Here is a 3067-nt window from a genome sequence, read left to right as displayed (position 1 = left end):
CCACGCGCCTTGTGCGCCAGACCCGGCGCGCCCGCAGCACGGAACCGCGCCAGAAGGCGGTGCAACTGCCGTCGGCTCAGGTCGAGCAAGACAGCCGCGTCGGTGGCCCGCAGCCGGCCCGCTGTCACGTCCTGCAGGACCGATGCCCGGTTGAGGTCACGTTCGCTCATCATCACCCATCCCATGCCCGTTCTCCGACTCTGGCCCAGATGCTTCAGCCGGGAAACTGTGACATTCCTGAATTGCCAATGTGAGACATTTTACCTTTGCGGCTATAACTCAACGTGGAATAATCGGATTTATGTCATGCGAGTACGGCAGCCCGAGTTGGTTCACTTTGGTGCGCCCGAATTTCAAAAATTTTCCGGGAGCAAATGAGCGCGTCGTATCGAGCGACGTGCGGTAACATATCAAAAAAGCGTCCACCCCTTCCCTGAAGGCCGGTCGCAGTCCAATGCGCCTTGTTAACCCCCGCTGCCGCAAAATTCAAAAAGCCGAGGCTAGAACTCCGCGTCAATTAGATCCGCAGAGGCAACCGCTTAACTTCGCGAAGTTGCGGAAAAAAAAATCGCTCACAGACGGCCTCTCGTCATCTCAGCTACCCCTGTAGCCGGGACACCTGAGAAGGCCCTCTGGCGGCGCCACGGAGGCGCGCGGAGAGCGTTCTAGAAGCGTGGGTCCGGTCGCAATCGCTGATCGAACCCGAGCCTGCCCCCGCAGTAAGCGCTGTCCCAACCCCACCTTCCAGCGCGCTTTCTGATGGGCTCATTGGCATCCATTGTTGTTTGATGATGGAGGTTCTCCATGGAGACTGCATTGGAGGTTCTCTCGGTTGGCGGTTCGAAGCGCCGGAACCGGAGTTGGCCTGAAGATGTGAAGGCGCGGATTGTGGCGGAAACTCTGGTTCCGGGTGCTACGGTCAACGATGTTGCCCGGCGGCATGGCCTGCCGGCAAATCGTATCTCGTCGTGGCGGACGCTGGCGCGCAAGGGGCGGCTGGTTTGCCAGCACCGGAGGATCCGGTCGAGTTTGCGGCCCTGATGCTCGGGCCTGCAGATGATGTTCCGCGTTCCGTCGGTCCTGCTGTAACAGGCCCGGAGATTGCGTTCGGGGCCGTCGTGATCCGTCTGGAAGTCGGCGCTTCACCAGAGCGGATCGCGTCCGTGGCGCATGCCTTGACGGCAGACGCGTGATCTTCCCGTCGAACCGCGTGCGGATCATGGTGGCGACCAAGGCCATCGACTTCCGCAAAGGCCATGACAGCCTGGCTGCGATGGTCAAGAACGAGCTACGCAAGGATCCGTTCACCGGCACTCTCTTCGTGTTCCGCGCCAAGAAGGCGGACCGGTTGAAGCTGCTCTACTGGGACGGCACCGGGCTCGTGATGGCCTACAAGCGGCTGGAAGAGCACAGCTTCATCTGGCCTGCGGTGAAGGACGGGCTGCTGGTGATGAACCACGCCCAGTTCGAAGCCCTGTTTGCCGGGCTGGATTGGCGACGGGTTCGGGCCGTCGGAGCGAAGGCACCGGAAGCGGTGGAATAGGCCTGTTTTTGTTGGGTCCGGCAGCGCTTTTTGCGGGTGTTGGCCGTGGCGGGTGATAGACTGTGGCCATGCCGGAGACCGCTGATCTGCTTGAGGAAATTGCCACGCTGAAGGCGATGTTGATCGCCTCGGAGGCGCATAACCTGCGCAAGGACGAACGCATCGAACGGCTGGAGAAGCTGGTCGCGGCCTTCAGACACGCAGCCTTCGGACGCCGGTCGGAGAAGAGCGATCCGGACCAGTTCGAACTGGCGCTGGAAGACCTGGAGACGGCCATCGCCGCAATCCATGCCGAAGAGGATGCCGAGGACCGCTCCGTCAAACGCCCGGCCAAGCCGCGTGCTGCCAATCGCGGATCATTGCCCAAACATCTGCCGCGCATCGAAGAGGTGATCGAGCCCGAGAGCCTGATCTGTGCCTGCGGTGGCTGTTTGCACTGCATCGGGGAAGATGTCTCGGAGAGGCTGGACATCGTCCCGGCCCAGTTCCGCGTCATCGTCACCCGTCGCCCCAAATATGCCTGCCGGTCCTGCACCGACGGCGTGGCACAGGCACCAGCCCCGGCACGACTGATCCCCGGCGGCATACCGACCGAAGCCACAGTCGCACATATGCTGGTCAGTAAATACGCCGATCATCTTCCGTTATATCGTCAGGCCCAGATCTACAGCCGTCAGGGCGTCGATCTCGACCGCTCCACCCTTGCTGACTGGGTCGGGCGCGCCGCCTTCGAACTCCGCCCCGTCCACGATGCGCTGCTTGCCGATCTGAAGCGGTCCACCAAGCTGTTCATGGACGAAACGCGCGCCCCGGTCCTCGATCCGGGGGCCAGAAAGACCAAGGCCGGATACTTCTGGGCGCTGGCCCGCGATGATCGACCGTGGGGCGGCACGGCGCCACCGGGCGTGGCCTTCACCTATGCGCCTGGTCGGGGCGGGCAACATGCTGAACAGATATTGCAGGGCTTTGGCGGCATTCTGCAGGTCGATGGCTATGCCGGATACAACCGACTGATCGCGCCGGACCGGAGCGGTCCGGACATCCAATTAGCGTATTGCTGGGCCCACGCCCGCCGAAAGCTTATCGAGATCACCCGCACTGGTTCCGCGCCGATTGCAGCGGAAGGTGTGGCCCTCATCCGCGATCTCTATGCCATCGAGGCCGACATCCGCGGCAGCGACCCCGCCACACGCCTCGCCGCGCGGCAAGAACGCTCCGCCCCGATCCTGGCCTGCATCGATGCCTGGCTCAGCCATCACCGTGCCCGCGCGTCCGCCAAGTCGCCTCTGGGCGAGGCGCTGGCCTATATCGCCAGATACCGCGACGGTCTCGGCCGCTTCCTGACCGATGGCCGCGTCGAACTGGACAGCAACACCGTCGAGCGCACGATCCGACCCATCACGAGCGGTGATTCATTGTGCCCCTCTTCTTCAAGTATCTGGAAACATTGGAAGTTGATCTCGGGTGGTGGCGTGACGCGGGCGTCCTTTCTGCCGAAGGGCCGCGATAATGTCATCGTTCTCA

Annotated in this window: 4 protein-coding genes; 3 read left to right on the top strand and 1 reads right to left on the bottom strand. The window is 62.5% G+C overall.

What is annotated here, in order from left to right:
• The coding region (locus ESZ60_RS20380; protein ID WP_245155807.1) for a helix-turn-helix domain-containing protein at nucleotides 1–170 on the bottom strand (170 nt) is incomplete at its 3' end.
• A 634-nt stretch (nucleotides 171–804) separates the two neighbouring features.
• On the opposite strand from ESZ60_RS20380, the gene ESZ60_RS20375 reads away from it, so the two are divergent.
• The 3 genes from ESZ60_RS20375 to tnpC all read left to right on the top strand — a co-directional run.
• Nucleotides 805–1041 (top strand): transposase, encoded by a 237-nt coding sequence (locus ESZ60_RS20375; RefSeq protein WP_134682475.1) that lies wholly within the window; start codon nucleotides 805–807, stop codon nucleotides 1039–1041.
• 148 nt (nucleotides 1042–1189) lie between these two features.
• A complete protein-coding gene (gene tnpB, locus ESZ60_RS20370; RefSeq protein ID WP_134682474.1) occupies nucleotides 1190–1543 on the top strand; it encodes an IS66 family insertion sequence element accessory protein TnpB in 354 nt (117 codons plus the stop codon).
• A 68-nt stretch (nucleotides 1544–1611) separates the two neighbouring features.
• On the top strand, nucleotides 1612–3067 hold a 1456-nt coding region (gene tnpC / locus ESZ60_RS20365; protein ID WP_245155806.1), incomplete at its 3' end, for an IS66 family transposase.

The sequence above is a fragment of the Paracoccus ravus genome, assembly GCF_004522175.1.
GTDB lineage: Bacteria > Pseudomonadota > Alphaproteobacteria > Rhodobacterales > Rhodobacteraceae > Paracoccus > Paracoccus ravus.
Note: the sequence above shows the minus strand (reverse complement) of the source record. Positions and strands in the feature narration are given on the sequence as shown.

Coding starts and splice junctions, on each gene's coding strand:
- ESZ60_RS20375 (WP_134682475.1), top strand. CDS start 805: ATGGAGACTGCATTGGAGGTTCTCTCGGTTGGCGGTTCGAAGCGCCGG.